Raw genomic sequence first — 15113 nt, 5'->3', positions numbered from 1 at the left:
TTTGTTTTAGTTTACACGAATAAATCCAAAAAAGAAGCAGATACTACTCCTGAATCTAAAAACCAGTAACTGTTCACAGGCAGGAATTTTCTGAACTGAAAATTCCGTACGATACAGTTCTGGTTGCAGATTTTGCCGATTTGGAATGCGAAGTATCGGTAAAATCCCGTTACTGGTCATACATGTGTGAACAGCAACGAAAACCATGACACATTGAAAAGTGTATCGCTGAAAAGTTTGACGGCTGGATGCCGGAGGAGACTTTCGGTGATGCATGTCAGAAAACAGGAGGAAAAATCATGACAAAACTGGATTGTAGTGTAACCGGATGTATGCACAATGCGGAAAACTGCTGCTGTAAAAATACCATTCTGGTAGAAGGAAAGACGGCGCAGGATAAATGCGATACCTGCTGTGGCAGCTTCGACGAGAAGAAAGGCGGCACATTCCGCAACCTTTTTAAAACACCGGAGAGCCGTCTCGAAGTAGAGTGCGAGGCAACGAACTGTGTTTATAATACAGACCGCCGGTGCAGCGCGGAACACATCGGAATCACCGGAGGCAATGCGACAGTTTCTATGCAGACGGAATGTTCGAGTTTCCAGAAACGGTGACTGATGCGGTTTTCTTTTTTAATAGAAGAAAGACTGCATAAATATTCGAAATAAAAAATGCCGCCGGATATGGAAAATTCTGTCAGGAAGGAAGCAAAACCGGGCAGAGGTAATGATATCCGGCGGTAGTTTTTAGTATGTCCGTAAATGTATTTGCGTACGTTGCCGTCATTTGCGCAACACGTGAACCATATTTAAAAATCATTTGTAAATCTTCTCAAAAATCTTCTCAAAAATCTCGAAAAAACCGGTTGACATTCCAAAGAAACCATAGTATACTAACAAAAGTTGTGAGGAAACAACTTTACGAAGACAGGAAAGCAGGTTATCTACCTCACCTCAGCACGAGCAAGTGACTGTGGGTTCATAAATTTGAGAAATTTCCTATATTGGATTTCCTATTATGAGTAAGTGGATGGTCTGTACTGTTCACTTATTTTTTTTGACACTGAATCAACCAAAATCATCACATATCATGGGGGTGCACGACTATTAGCGAGTTAATGATTAACGAACAGATTAGAGACAGAGAGGTTCGTTTGATTGGCGAAAATGGAGAGCAGCTTGGAATCATGTCCGCAAAGGATGCTTACAAGTTAGCGAAAGAAGCGGAACTGGATTTAGTAAAGATTGCTCCGACTGCGAAGCCGCCGGTCTGCAAGATTATCGATTACGGTAAATACAGATACGAGCTTGCAAGAAAAGAAAAAGAAGCTAAGAAGAAACAGAAGGTAATCGAGATCAAGGAAGTTCGTCTTTCCCCGAATATCGATGAAAATGACCTGAATACCAAGATGAACAATGCGAGAAAATTCCTGGAAAAAGGCAATAAAGTAAAGGTTACACTTCGTTTCAGAGGTCGTGAGATGGCACATATGTCAAAGACAAAGTATATCCTTGACGATTTTGCAGAGAAGCTTGCCGATATCGCAGCCGTTGATAAACCGGCAAAAGTAGAAGGAAGAAGTATTGTACTGTTCCTTTCTGCGAAACGCTAGATATAAGGACATAACTATTATTAAGGAGGACTACACCATGCCTAAAATGAAAACAAGCAGAGCAGCTGCTAAACGTTTTAAAACAACCGGAACCGGAAAGTTAGTAAGAAATAAAGCTTACAAATCCCACATCTTAACTAAGAAATCTACAAAGAGAAAAAGAAATCTTAGAAAAGACATCGTTACTGATGCTACAAACAGCAAGGTAATGAAGAAGATTTTACCGTACTTATAAGATTCGAGGATTAAGAAGGAGGAAATAACCGATGGCAAGAGTAAAAGGCGGATTAAACGCTAAAAAGAAACACAATAGAGTATTAAAGCTGGCAAAGGGTTACAGAGGCGCACGTTCCAAACAGTACCGTGTAGCTAAGCAGTCCGTAATGAGAGCTCTTACAAGCTCCTACGCTGGTCGTAAAGAGAGAAAGAGACAGTTCAGACAGCTGTGGATCGCTCGTATCAACGCAGCAGCACGTATCAATGGTCTGTCCTACAGCAAGTTCATGTACGGCTTAAAGCAGGCTGGTGTTGAGATGAACCGCAAGATCCTTTCTGACATGGCTATCAACGATGCAGAAGGTTTCGCAAAACTGGCAGAGCTGGCTAAGTCCAAACTTGCGTAAGCAAAGAGCAGTGCGAAAAAAAGAAGCCACACACAGAAGCGTTGTGTTTACACAAAAGCGGCTGTGTGTGGCTTCTTTTTTTCATAGGGCGAATGCCCGACAGCGAGGAAAAACGAAGTTTTTTCGAGCTGCCGCACTGCGGACTAGAAAGATGTGACACACAGAAGCGTTGTGTTTACACAAAAGCAGCTGTGTGGCTTCTTTTTTTCATAGGGCGAATGCCCGACAGCGAGGAAAAACGAAGTTTTTTCGAGCTGCTGCACTGCGGACTAGAAAGAAGTGACCAAGAAATTTTTTTCCTCCAGCCGCCCCCACGCGGCGCAGAGGAAAGCTCCCTGACATCAGCAAAAATCACAACCCACATTTCCACGATATAGAATTTACTTATGAAATTATATTAAAAAAACTATCCAGAAATCGAGAAACTTGTGGTATAATGGATAAAAATATGGCTGTGAATTATTTAATCAGCCAGGTCGCAGATAGTTGACTCATAATAAAAGTGTATTGGGAGGTATCTTTAGAATGGCAAATGAAAAGAAAAAGCCGGTTAAGATCGTGGAAACTGTCCTTCGTGACGCGCACCAGTCTCTGATTGCAACCAGAATGACAACGGAGCAGATGCTTCCGATCATCGGAAAGATGGATGAGGTTGGATATCATGCAGTAGAATGCTGGGGCGGTGCGACATTCGATGCCAGCCTTCGTTTCCTGAAGGAGGATCCGTGGGAGCGCCTTAGAAAGCTGAGAGATGGTTTTAAGAAGACAAAACTTCAGATGCTGTTCCGCGGACAGAATATTCTGGGTTATAACCACTATGCAGATGATGTGGTAGAATATTTCGTACAGAAATCAGTTGCCAATGGTATTGATATTATCCGTATTTTTGACTGTTTAAATGATATCCGCAACCTGGAGACAGCGGTAAAGGCAGCCAACAAAGAAAAAGCACACGCACAGATAGCACTGAGCTATACACTGGGTGATGCATATACACTGGATTATTGGAAAGACATTGCAAAGAGAATCGAGGATATGGGCGCTGATTCCCTGTGTATCAAGGATATGGCAGGTCTTCTGACTCCGTACAATGCAGAGATCCTTGTAAAAGCACTGAAAGAGGCAGTTGATCTTCCGATTGATATCCATACGCATTACACCTCCGGCGTTGCATCCATGACGTACCTAAAGGCAGTGGAAGCGGGCGCTGACATGATCGATACCGCGATGTCCCCATTCTCGATGGGAACGAGCCAGCCGGCGACCGAGGTTATGGTTGAGACCTTCAAAGGTACTCCGTATGATACCGGACTGGATCAGGAAAAACTGGCGGAGATCGCAGATTACTTCCGCCCGATGCGTGAGGAAGCGTTAAAGAGTGGTCTGATGAATACCAAGGTTCTGGGCGTTGACATCAATACCCTGCGTTATCAGGTCCCGGGCGGTATGCTTTCCAACCTGGTTTCCCAGCTGAAAGAAGCGCGCGCAGAGGATAAATACTACGATGTTCTGAAAGAGATTCCGAGAGTCCGCAAAGACTTCGGTGAGCCGCCGTTAGTTACTCCGTCTTCCCAGATCGTTGGTACGCAGGCTGTATTAAATGTCCTGATGGGCGAGCGCTACAAGATGTTCACAAAGGAATCCAAGAAACTTCTGATGGGCGAGTTCGGACAGACTGTAAAGCCGTTCGACAAAGAAGTTCAGAAGAAAGCAATCGGCGATGCAAAACCGATCACCTGTCGTCCGGCAGATCTGATCGAGCCGCAGCTTGAGAAGATTGAGGCGGAGATGAAGCAGTGGAAGCAGCAGGATGAGGATGTTCTGACTTATGCACTGTTCCCACAGGTAGCAAAAGAGTTCTTCGAGTCCCGTCCGGCAAAGAAACCGCCGGTTGAGAAACGCGAAATCCTGAAAGCAGCTGCGCCGGAAGTAAAGAAAGCACCGGTGTCCACTGAGGAGATGGATGGAAACGGAATCAATACCTGGGCTGGAAGAAAAAGCGAGTCTTACCAGATCTAAGCTAAAAAGAATTTAAGGATTTTGAGCCAAAAGGAGTGCCAGAATCGGTAGAGTGTACCGGGTTGGCACTCCTTTTTATGCTACTATGCATTCAAAAATCATATATCCGGAAAACATTTCAAAGCCAACCTATACTGCTTCTAAAAATTAAGGAAATCTTACAATTTCGCGCAAAGGCCCCAAATTTTGCGAAGTTTTTTCGGTAAGGTTGACACATATGGTCTTTTTTCATTATAATAGATACGATTGTAAAAACGTGAAAAAGATGGAAAACAGTCGAGCGGCTGTCTGGAAATGCGGCGGCAGACAGAATAAGAATTCCGCTGCGGGGGATGAATTGCAGAAAACGCAGCAGAATGAGGAGATAGACGGATGAAAAAATGGAAGTTATTGGGGAAACGGGCGGCGGCGTTTCTGCTGGGCGCTGTGATGGCGGTCAACCCAGGGCTGGCAGGTACTGCAGCAGAGTCTTTGCTGGGGATCGTCAGCTATGCGGAAGAGAGAACCGCGTCGGTCAATGCGACAAACCTGAATGTCCGGAGTGGACCGGGCACTTCGTATCAGGCACTAGCGAAGCTGTCCAAGGGCGCACCGGTTACAGTACTTGGTGAGCAGACGGGAACGGATGGCGTCGTATGGTATCAGATACGATATAGCGGAAGCGGCGGTGAGCAGACGGGGTATGTTTCGAGCAAATACATAAAGTTTCCGACGGCGATCAAATCGGATTCGGATTTTGAAATCTATCTGACAAAGCAGGGATTTCCGGAGAGCTATAAACAGGGGCTCCGGGAATTGCATGCACAATATCCGAATTGGACGTTCACGGCGTTCCAGACGAATCTGGATTGGAACACAGCGTTGAAAAATGAAAGCGTGATCGGGCGGAACCTGGTTGCGAGCAGCAGCATTTCGTCCTGGAAATCGACCGAGACAGGCGCGTATGACTGGGGAACCGGAACCTGGCCGGGCTTTGACGGAAGCTCCTGGGTACAGGCGTCTTCGGATATTATCGCCTATTATATGGATCCGCGGAATTTCTTAAATGATAAATATATTTACCAGTTCATGAAACAGTCGTATGACAGTTCGCTTCACACGAAGGCGGGGCTGCAGAACATGGTAAGCGGGACCTTCCTTTCCGGAACAGTGTCGGGTGGCTCGTCGGTATCGACTGGTACGGGAGGCAGTTCTGGAACCTCTTCTTCCGGTTCAGCGACAGGACCGGGAAGTTCGTCAGGTTCGAGCGGAAGCAGCACCGGTCTGTCGTCTCCGATTGCCTCGATCAGCGATCATAAGACAGAGCGTGTGGCAGCGATCAATGGACCGGGCATGGCGGGAGACGGATTTTCTTCCAACAATGCAGACGGGGAGACGGCGCCGGTCAGCAGCGGCACATCGAATAAGTCATCGGGGACAACCAGCAGCACGGCTGGAACCACCAGTGGCAGTACAAGCGCACCAGGAAGCAGCACAACTGGAACAACTTCTGGTTCAACCAGCAGCGGAAGAACAAGTGCACCGGGAAGTGGCACTTCCAGCAGTTCGGGAACTTCCACGGGAGTGGCGCAGCAGTCTGCAATCGGTACTTCCTATGTAGATATCATCATGAATGCGGCATCCGAATCGGGAGTCAATCCATATATTCTGGCGTCGATGATTCTGCAGGAACAGGGCAGCCAGGGAACCGGACGCAGTATTTCCGGAACGGTGTCCGGCTATCAGGGATATTATAACTTCTTTAATATAGAGGCATATCAGTCCGGCTCGATGAGTGCGGTAGAACGCGGACTCTGGTGGGCATCCCAGTCGGGAAGCTATCTGCGCCCGTGGAACAGCATCGAGAAATCGATCCGCGGCGGTTCGGTTTATTATGGCGAGAATTATGTGAAAAAAGGGCAGGATACGCTGTACTTAAAGAAATTTAATGTGCAGGGCAGCAACCTTTATAAACACCAGTACATGACGAACGTGCAGGCGGCAGCTGCCGAAGGACTGACGCTTTCGAAGATCACGGCATTGGCAAATACAACACTTGAGTTCTCGATTCCGGTGTATAAAAATATGCCGGCGGGCGCCTGCGTCAAACCGACGCTGGACGGCAGCCCGAACAACAAGCTGTCGGCGCTGGGTGTCGATGGATTTGCACTGACACCGACCTTTAACCGAGATACAGAGTCCTACGATCTGATCGTGGATCCGTCGGTGGCAAGCGTGACGGTAGCAGCGAGCGCGATTGATTCCAAGGCAACGATTGCTGGAACGGGAACGGTCGATCTGCAGAGCGGTGTCAATGAGATCACCGTGACGGTCAAAGCGGCAAATGGAAATCTGCGAAATTACGTCCTTCACGTAGTGCGCCAGTCAGGCGGTCCGACCTACTCAAGCTCGATTGGAAGCGGCGTTTCCTCTGGAAGCAGCTCTAGCGGTCCGGCGACGGGACCGGGCATGTCTTCAGGAAGCAGTTCAGGAAATTCTTCCTCCGGCGGTTCGGATGTGCAGATTGTCGGTCCGACCTCTTCGGGAAGCAGTTCAGGAAGCTCTCCTTCCGGGCAGTCTGCACCGGGATCGAATGTGAATGGATTTGGGAGCGGCAGTTCCGGAACCCTGATTGCGCCAAATGGGGAGTCTGTCGGGAGCGCCGGCAGTCCGCAGGGGAGCCAGTCGCCGACCAGCGCGGCGGCACCATCCCAGTCCACATCGGGAACGCATGCGGCATCGTCGGTGCGCGGGGATGTCAACGGCGACGGTAAGCTGAACATCATGGATATCCTGCTGGCACAGCGGTCGATACTGGGACTTGGAAAGTTAAGAGCGGAGGAAATCGCGCGCGCCGACCTAAATGGAAATGGAAAAGTAGATATTTTGGATATTCTTCTGATGCAGAAGAAGATTCTGGGACTGTAGGGATATTTCACGTACCTGCGGCTGGTCTTGAGAGATGGCAGCGGGTACGTGAAAATTTGTAAAGAAAGGGAACGGTGCAGATATGGGACCGTTACCAATAAAGAATATAGGACAGGGCAGTTGAATGAAAAGGTTTAAAAATATCATATTAGGTATACTTGCGGCAGGTATGCTGACGGTGGCGGCGCCGGTTGGCGGGATCAGCGCCTATGCATCCAGCGCAAAAATTTCATTTTCCGATCCGAGTGCGACGGTGGGTCAGGAGTTCAGCGTCAATGTGAAGATCTCCTCTCAGGATGGAAATCTAGGGGCATCCGACGTGGTACTTTCCTATGATCCGTCGGTCATTGAGTTTGTGAGCGGAAATAACGCAAGCGGCGGTGCAGGTTCCGTCCGCCTGGTTGGAACGATGGATTCCAATTCGACGAAGGCATTTTCCTATACGCTGAAATTCAAGGCAGTGCAGGCGGGAAATACGTCGATCTCTGTGGGAAGTTATGAAGTCTATGACTCAGATGCACAGGCAGTCACAGTTTCTAAAACGGGAACGGCGAGCGTCAAAGTAAAAGCACCGGCAACCTCCTCGGCGGAAGCGGCGCTTTCGTCCTTGAAGATTTCTCCAGGAACACTTTCCCCTGCATTTTCGCCAAATGTGACTTCCTATACGGCGCAGGTAGGAGCCAGCGTCGATAAGCTGGCGGTCAGCGCGAGTGCGAAGGACAGCAAGGCGAAAGTCCTTGTCAGCGGTGATTCCGGCTTAAAGGTAGGTGCTAATACCGTTGTCTGCAAGGTGACGGCGGAGGATGGACAGACAACTAAGAGCTACACGATCACAGTCAATAAGCTCGATACGGTCGATGTGCCGTCAGAGGCGGAGACAGGGGCTGAAACAGAGGCAGTTGGGACAACGCCGGTTGTGAAAAACGGGCTGGATGTGGAAATAGACGGCGTTTCCTATACGGTGGCGACGGAATTTGATGCCTCCCTGCTTCCGGAAGGATATACGCAGTCTACCTGTACTTATGGCGGTTCAGAGGTCCAGTGTGGAAATGGCAATGACCTGACGCTTCTGTATTTGCAGGGTGCCGATGGAAATGGTGCGTTTTATATTTATATACCGGAATCCGGTGTGTTATCGCCGTATGTGACGATCGATGTGACAGCAAAGTCGATTCTGGTGCTTCCACCGGATGAGTCGGTTCAGATTCCGGATGGATTTATGGAGACGACCATTCAGTTAAACGGCACGTATAAAGTGCAGGGCTGGGTGTGGAAGAGCGATGAACAGCAGAAGTATTGTGTCGTATATGGTATGAATGAGAGCGGCGAGAAGTCGCTGTACCGGTATGATATTGCAGAAAAGACCTTCCAACGGTATTTTGAAGACCCGTCTCTGGCAACTAAATACGATGATGCACAAGTGGAAGAGATTGTAGATAAGTACAACGCACTTTGCAGGGATTATAATATCCGCTTTATCATGCTTGCGGTTCTGGGCGTGGCATGTGTAATCTTGTTCTTTATCGTGATCAATCTTCTGCTCAAGCGGAAAGAGTGGAGAGGGGAAGCGCAGGCAGCCGGAGGCAGACAGAGGTCCAAGCGCCGTCCGCCATCGCCGAATGCACGACCGGCGGCAGACGCACGGGTGAAACGAGGCACTGGGCGCGACAAGAGAGAAGATGGGGAAATGACGCCGGCAAGACCGGCAGCGCGGAGTGAGAAGGAGCGCATGGCAGCGGATGACAGACGCCGCCCGTCTGCAGAGCGGATGGAGGAAGGGCGTCGGAGTGCGCGCCGAACCCAAGAGATGCTGGAGACAAGACCGGTCCGCCGGGAGCGGGAAGAGGAGCGCGAGACGCCGCCGGCCCGCCGGACAAGGGATGAGGAGCGCGCGTCCCAGCCGGTTCGCCGGGAGCGGAGTATGGAGGCAGCAGCATCGGCAGACCGCGCAAAACGGATGCCGGAGGAAAGACGCCGCCGGGAAGCAGGAAGCGAAAATCGTTCCGAACGCGTCCGTAGAGAAATACCAGAAGAAAGCAGTCCGGCTTGTGTCCGCAGAGAGGCATCAGAAGAAGAACGTCTGCAGCGCACCCGCAGAGATGCGGCAGAGGAAAGCCGTTCAGAGCGTCCGCGCAGAACTTCGGCAGACGGAAGCCGCGCAGAGCGGGAACGCCAGGCAGTGGCAGAAAGCCGACGCACAGAACGGGAACGTGCTGTTTCAGCAAAAGAAAGTCGCCTGCAGCGCGATTACACGCCGGCATCGGCGCATCGTGCGGCGAAAGAGTCTGCAGCATCGGGAGAACGCCGGAATGCGCGCCCGGCGATTCATGTGCGCCCGGCATCCCGCTCGGAGCTTTACTACACGCTGGAACGGGAGGAATACGGTGATCGCCCAACGAGATATGAGTCGGAATCAGAGCGATCCAGACGCGCCCGCGAGGCAAAAGCCCGGTTAGAGCGGGATCGGCGTGATGAGGATGGATTTGAGTATATCGACGATCCGCAGTAAATAAAAGAGGAAAAGATGGATATCTGTCCAGGAGATTTCTGGTGGGTATCTGTCTTTTCTTTTATATCGATTTTTTTGTAACAAGTTCACGTTACTGTTCACGCATACGTGCCCAGTAACGGAATTTGCCGTGGCTTCGCATTTAAATACGGCAAATTCCTGCTGCCACCACGTTTTCTTACGGCACTTTCAGTTCCAAAAGTGCCTATCCGTGAACAGTAACAAGTTCACACAATTAACACAGTTTTACAGTTGACGAAAACACCTGTTTGTTATACAATCTATATAACAAATGATAAAATAAGCGGCTGACTGTATTTAGAAACGGGGTCTGCCGTCAGAATGAAAGATGGTGGAGTATGATTGTAGAGATTGATTTTAACAGTGAGGAAGCGCTTTATATTCAGCTCATAAACCAGATCATCATCGGGATTGCGACCGACCAGATCCGGGAGGGCGATACGCTGCCATCCGTGCGCCAGTTAGCGGATAACATCGGAATTAACATGCACACGGTCAACAAGGCATATTCTGTACTGAAACAGGAAGGCTTTCTGCGTGTGGACCGCCGCCGCGGGGCAGTGATTGCACTTGACACGGATAAGATGCGGACGATCTCGGAGATGCGCCGGGATCTCAGTGTGATTCTGGCAAGAGGTGTCTGTAAAAATGTGAGCCGCGAGGAGGTTCACAATCTGGTGGATTCCATTTATGACGCATTTACAGCGGAATAGCAGGTTCCGGCTGCGGGCGATGGTTTTTGTGTATTGGAACCGTTGCGGGATGTGTATGTTGGGAGGATAAATTATGCTGTGTGAGAAATGTGGGATTCGCGAAGCGAATATTAAATATACAGAAGTGTTTAACGGCGTCAAGACAGAGCATAATCTCTGCGCCCAGTGCGCGAAAGAGATGGATCTGGGACCGTACTCGGCACTGATTGAGGGAGAATTTCCGCTTGGAAAACTGCTTTCGAGCCTTTTGGGACTGACGGATGCATCTGCCAGCCAGGCACCGAAAGAGGATGTGGTATGCCCGACCTGCGGCACGACGTATGAAGAATTTATCAAGAACAGCCGTTTCGGATGCGCGGACTGTTATCATGTGTTTGATCCGTTGCTTGGAGAGAAAATTAAGAAATTGCAGGAAAATTCGAGCCATACCGGCAAACATCCGAAGATCCAGCCGCGCAGTCAGGCGGCTGCAGAGGTGACGAAGAAAGGAGAACTGGAATTCAGCCCGGAAGAGCAGATTAAGCAGCTGAAACGCAGGCTGGAAGCGGCGTTGCAGGAAGAAGACTATGAGACGGCTGCTGCCTGCCGGGATAAGATACACAGTCTGGAAGGAGAGATGAGACATGACGAAATGGTTTGAGGAAGTGGCGAATGATGCGTCCAATATCGTTTCCAGCCGGGTGCGTCTGTCTCGGAACTGGGAGGAATATAAATTTCCGAGCCGTCTGGAGCCGGATGAGGCGCGGACGATGATTGCCCGTTTAAAACAGAATTTTCGCGATCTGGGTGACCGGGACGGTCAGTTTTATGAATATGAAGATCTGGAATTGATGGAGAAGCTTGACCGCACCGCATTGCGGGAACGGCGGCTTTTAAACCGCACGCTGGCGGAGAAGACGACGCCGGGTGGGATCCTCTGTTCGGAGGATGAGCGGGTCAGCATGGTATTAAATGCGGACGATCATATCCGTTTACAGGTGCTGGCATCGGGACTCGATCTGCAAGAATGTTATGCAAAAGCGGATGAGCTGGATGATTATATCAACGAGAAGATTCCGTATGCATTTAATGAGAAATATGGGTATCTGACGTCCTATCCGACGAATGTCGGAACAGCAATGAAGGCGTCCGTGGTCGTGCATCTGCCGTCTCTGACAATGAATAAGAAATTTCAGGAACTTCTGGGCGATATGGGACGTTTCGGCACGACCGTGCGCGGCGTTTATGGCAGAGGCAATGAAAACTACGGCGATCTGTACGAGGTAGTCAATCAGAAGACACTCGGAATCACCGAACAAGAGATTCTGGAGCTGGTAGCCAACGTGGCGGGGCAGCTCTCGGCGCAGGAAAATCAGTTCCGCGAGGTTTCTCTGTCGAGGCACCGCCTGGAGCGGGAGGACGAGGCGTACAAGTCCTACGGCGTTCTGAAATATGCGCGCCGGATGACGCTCAAGGAAGCGATGACATTTCTATCTCATGTCTGGGCGGGCATCGCGGACGGGCTGTTAAAACCGGCAGAATTTGTGAGCATTTACCGCCTGATGATCGGCATCCAGCCGGCAAACTTACAGAAACGTTCGAGCAAGCCGCTGGGACGTGAGGAATTGGAGGCAGAGCGGGCGCGGTATCTGCGTGAGGAACTGCCGAAGCTGGTGTAAAGTAAAAAGAAACAGGAGGAACAGTAAAATGATCGATCGTTTTACTCAGAAAGCCAGAGAAGCGATCCGTCTGGCAGTCGAGACAGCGCAGGAGCTGGAACACGGCTATGTGGGGACGGAGCATCTGCTTTTAGGACTGATAAAAGAGGGAACTGGCGTGGCGGCAGCGGTTCTGGCAGAACATGATGTGACAGAAGAGCGTGTCATGGAACTGATGGAGCGTCTGATAAGCCCGGCAGTGGCGACTCAGGTAGAGGGACAGATTGAATATACGCCGGGGGCGCGCGCCGTGCTGCAGGCGAGTTATGATGAGGCGGTTTTTTTCAAAGCGCCTCTGATTGGAACGGAGCACATCCTGATTGCCATCATCAAGGATGGAAAATCAACTGCGTGCCGTTTACTCAATACAATGAATGTTAATATTCAGAAATTATATGTGGATCTGATGGGGGCTATGGGCGATGATGCGCCGTCCGAGGCGGCGGAAGATGCGGCAGCAGGACGGGTGCGCCCGGAGAAAGGCAATACACCGAATCTGGACAATTTCAGCCGGGATCTGACTCAGATGGCGCGGGACGGAAAGCTCGATCCAGTCATCGGTAGGGAACGGGAAATGAAACGTGTTATTCAGATTTTAAGCCGCCGGACGAAGAATAATCCGTGCCTGATCGGGGAACCAGGCGTCGGAAAAACGGCGGTTGTGGAAGGTCTGGCGCAGTTCATTGTTTCCGGCAATGTACCGGAGACGATCGCGAAAAAGCGGGTTGTCAGCCTCGATTTGTCCGGCATGGTCGCAGGATCCAAGTACCGCGGTGAGTTCGAAGAGCGGATTAAGAAGGTACTTGCCGAGGTGCGGGAGAGTGGAAATGTGCTCTTGTTTATTGACGAGATTCACACGATCATCGGCGCAGGCGGCGCGGAGGGCGCGATCGATGCCTCTAATATCCTGAAACCGTCGCTGGCGAGGGGCGAGATTCAGCTCATTGGTGCGACGACGCTGGAAGAATACCGCAAATACATCGAAAAAGATGCGGCCTTGGAACGCCGGTTTCAGCCGGTTATGGTGGATGAGCCGACGGAGGCGGAATCCATTGAGATTTTGAAGGGGCTTCGCAGCCGCTATGAGGAACATCACAAGGTGACGATCCAGGATGAGGCACTGGTGGCAGCGGTGCGCCTGTCTGCCCGCTATATCAATGACCGTTTCCTGCCGGACAAGGCGATCGATCTGATCGATGAAGCATCCTCGAAGCTGCGTCTGACTGTATATACGGAGCCGGAGGAGATCAAAAAGCTCGAAGCGGAGATCAAAAAACTCGAAGGTCAGAAGGAAGAGGCGATCAAGGCTGAAGCCTATGAGAAAGCCGGTGAGATCAAGAAGAAGCAGCAGAAAAAGCAGGAAAAGATTGAAAAGATTCGTGAAAAATGGGAAAAAGAGAAAAATTCACGCAAGTTAGTGGTCGGTGAAAATGAGATTGCGGACATTGTTTCTGACTGGACGAAGATCCCGGTTCGCAAGCTGGCAGAAGAAGAGTCAGAGCGGCTGTTGAAACTGGAGTCCATTCTGCATGAGCGCGTGGTCGGACAGGAGGAAGCTGTATCCGCCGTGGCGCGTGCGATCCGCCGTGGTCGTGTGGGACTCAAGGATCCGAAGCGGCCAATCGGTTCGTTTCTGTTCCTGGGGCCGACGGGTGTCGGAAAAACAGAGCTTTCCAAGGCACTCTCGGAGGCGATGTTTGGCACGGAAAATGCGATGATCCGCGTTGATATGTCGGAGTACATGGAGAAACACAGCGTTTCCAAGATGATCGGTTCGCCGCCAGGATATGTTGGCTACGAGGAGGGCGGACAGCTCAGCGAGAAGGTGCGTCGCAATCCATATTCGGTTATTCTCTTTGATGAGATTGAAAAAGCGCATCCGGATGTATTTAACATTCTGCTGCAGATCCTCGATGACGGGCACATTACGGACGCACAGGGACGGAAGGTGGATTTCAAGAACACGATTCTGATTATGACCTCCAATGCGGGCGCTGAAAATATTATTTCCCCGAAGCGGCTTGGATTCTCGTCGGAGAGCGGTGAGAAAGCGGATTATGCGTTTATGAAAGAACGCGTGATGGAGGAAGTGCGCCGGATGTTTAAGCCGGAGTTTTTAAACCGAATCGATGAGATTTTAGTATTCCATCCTCTGACGAAGGAGAATATCAAGACGATCGCGGGCATTCTGCTGCGCGGCATCGAGAAAAGGACGAAGGATCAGCTTGGAATGACGCTCACGATCACAGATGATGCGATCGATTTTCTGGCAGACAAGGGATATGATTCCAAATATGGTGCAAGACCGTTGCGCCGGACGATCCAGACGCAGATCGAGGATCAGCTTTCTGAGAAGATCCTGGAAGGCACGATCCGGAAAAAAACAGAGGTTCGGATTGAAAAAGATGGCGATCAGCTGAAATTTGAGACGGTCTAAAGGGCTGGAAGCGAAAAGACTGGTAAACCCGGTCGAAGTGTGTTAAAATGATACTACTGAGTAACTGTGTAAGTGCGGAGCAGTTGCGATATTGATTAAAAGGATACTAGGAGGATAAAGCATTATGCCAGTAGTTAGCGAGTTAATCCGCATCGAGGATGACGGAACCATCAGTTTTGGCAATTATATGTTAGCAGCAAAGTCCAAGCTGCAGGATTTTGAATTTCAGGGCGATCTTTATAAGGTAAAAACATTCGGCGAGATTACCAAGCTGGAGCGCAACGGAATGTTCGTATATGAGTCGGTACCGGGCACGGCAGTCAATCATTTCCAGGCGGGAGATACTTCCGTACAGTTTTCGGTTGAGGGCGAGAAGGATGCTCAGATTACCATTCAGTTAGAGGATGAGCGTGAGTATGAGGTATATGTAGACGGCGTATCGGTCGGCGGCATGAAGACCAACGTCAGTGGCAAACTGGTACTGAGCGTGGAGCTGAACCCGGGCAAGGCAACCGCAATCCGGATTGAAGCCAGATAAGGAAAAGAAAAACAAAGCGTTACGTACAAGTTACAAT

General features: G+C 50.1%; 12 protein-coding genes. All 12 read left to right on the top strand.

Annotation, left to right across the window (positions count from 1 at the left end):
* Window positions 1–299 precede the first annotated feature (299 nt).
* A complete protein-coding gene (locus tag DWV73_RS03150; protein WP_107000017.1) occupies window positions 300–614 on the top strand; it encodes a DUF1540 domain-containing protein in 315 nt (104 codons plus the stop codon).
* A gap of 503 nt (window positions 615–1117) precedes the next feature.
* The gene (gene infC / locus DWV73_RS03145) at window positions 1118–1612 is read left to right on the top strand and encodes a translation initiation factor IF-3 (protein WP_107000016.1); all 495 of its coding nucleotides are present in this window, start codon (window positions 1118–1120) and stop codon (window positions 1610–1612) included.
* Window positions 1613–1649: 37 nt separating this feature from the next.
* Window positions 1650–1847 carry a 50S ribosomal protein L35 gene (gene rpmI / locus DWV73_RS03140; RefSeq protein ID WP_022358435.1) on the top strand — a complete coding sequence of 66 codons (198 nt, stop codon included), beginning with the start codon at window positions 1650–1652 and terminating at the stop codon, window positions 1845–1847.
* 31 nt (window positions 1848–1878) lie between these two features.
* Window positions 1879–2235, top strand: a complete 357-nt coding sequence (gene rplT, locus DWV73_RS03135) for a 50S ribosomal protein L20 (protein ID WP_022358436.1) — start codon at window positions 1879–1881, stop codon at window positions 2233–2235.
* A gap of 525 nt (window positions 2236–2760) precedes the next feature.
* Window positions 2761–4254 carry an oxaloacetate decarboxylase subunit alpha gene (locus DWV73_RS03130; RefSeq protein ID WP_022358437.1) on the top strand — a complete coding sequence of 498 codons (1494 nt, stop codon included), beginning with the start codon at window positions 2761–2763 and terminating at the stop codon, window positions 4252–4254.
* 372 nt (window positions 4255–4626) lie between these two features.
* Window positions 4627–7161, top strand: coding sequence for an SH3 domain-containing protein (locus tag DWV73_RS03125; RefSeq protein WP_117795643.1), 2535 nt, complete (start codon window positions 4627–4629; stop codon window positions 7159–7161).
* Window positions 7162–7285: 124 nt separating this feature from the next.
* Window positions 7286–9670 carry a cadherin-like beta sandwich domain-containing protein gene (locus tag DWV73_RS03120; RefSeq protein WP_117795641.1) on the top strand — a complete coding sequence of 795 codons (2385 nt, stop codon included), beginning with the start codon at window positions 7286–7288 and terminating at the stop codon, window positions 9668–9670.
* 359 nt (window positions 9671–10029) lie between these two features.
* Window positions 10030–10404: a GntR family transcriptional regulator gene (locus tag DWV73_RS03115; RefSeq protein ID WP_022359631.1), complete on the top strand. Its 375-nt coding sequence runs from the start codon at window positions 10030–10032 to the stop codon at window positions 10402–10404.
* Between the two features lie 73 nt (window positions 10405–10477).
* On the top strand, window positions 10478–11044 hold the full coding sequence (locus DWV73_RS03110; RefSeq protein WP_107000012.1) for a UvrB/UvrC motif-containing protein: 567 nt from the start codon (window positions 10478–10480) through the stop codon (window positions 11042–11044).
* Complete coding sequence (locus DWV73_RS03105) at window positions 11028–12062, top strand: ATP--guanido phosphotransferase (protein WP_117795639.1); 1035 nt, start codon at window positions 11028–11030, stop codon at window positions 12060–12062. Before DWV73_RS03110 ends, DWV73_RS03105 begins: the two co-directional genes overlap by 17 nt.
* Before the next feature lie 28 nt (window positions 12063–12090).
* Window positions 12091–14538 (top strand): ATP-dependent Clp protease ATP-binding subunit, encoded by a 2448-nt coding sequence (locus DWV73_RS03100; protein ID WP_117795637.1) that lies wholly within the window; start codon window positions 12091–12093, stop codon window positions 14536–14538.
* Between the two features lie 124 nt (window positions 14539–14662).
* Entirely contained in the window at window positions 14663–15076 is a 414-nt protein-coding gene (locus DWV73_RS03095; protein WP_022359635.1) for a hypothetical protein, read from the top strand.
* Window positions 15077–15113 lie beyond the last annotated feature (37 nt).

Origin of the sequence: Clostridium sp. AF12-41, assembly GCF_003461685.1 — a bacterium.
Taxonomy (GTDB): Bacteria; Bacillota; Clostridia; order Lachnospirales; family Lachnospiraceae; genus Otoolea; species Otoolea fessa.
Note: the sequence above shows the minus strand (reverse complement) of the source record. Positions and strands in the feature narration are given on the sequence as shown.